The sequence below is a fragment of the Pseudoalteromonas sp. GW168-MNA-CIBAN-0100 genome (assembly GCF_040309225.1).
GTDB classification, from domain to species: domain Bacteria; phylum Pseudomonadota; class Gammaproteobacteria; order Enterobacterales; family Alteromonadaceae; genus Pseudoalteromonas; species Pseudoalteromonas arctica.
The window spans coordinates 1-356 of the sequence record NZ_JBEOOL010000242.1; the positions used below are offsets into that span (position 1 = coordinate 1).

1 protein-coding gene is annotated in these 356 nt (G+C 36.0%); it reads right to left on the bottom strand.

Features of this window, described 5'->3' with window-relative positions:
- Window positions 1-281: sugar transferase (locus tag AAEY62_RS20930; RefSeq protein WP_350636231.1), on the bottom strand; the 281-nt coding region annotated here is incomplete at its 3' end.
- Between the last annotated feature and the right edge of the window lie 75 nt (window positions 282-356).

The following is a 356-nucleotide window of genomic DNA, read 5'->3' on the forward strand; positions in this document are numbered from 1 at the left end:
TTCCAAAGCTGTGGAAGTTCATCAAGCTTAGTTTTACGCAAAAAGCCACCAAAGGGCGTTATTGAGGCTGTACTCGCTAAGTGACTTGCAACTGATGCAGTATCAACAGTCATAGTTCTAAACTTAACGAGCGTAAATGGCTTCTTATCACGACCAACACGCTCTTGCATAAAAATAGGTGAGCCCGTATCAAATAAACCAATTATGTATAAAATCACTAAAAATGGCATTGCAAACAATAATCCAAAAAGTGAAAACAAAAAATCAAGTAAACGTATCATTTATAAATCCAATAATTATTCCGTTGAAGGCTTTTTAGCGGCAAGTTTAAAACCATAATCCACTGAATATGGTGG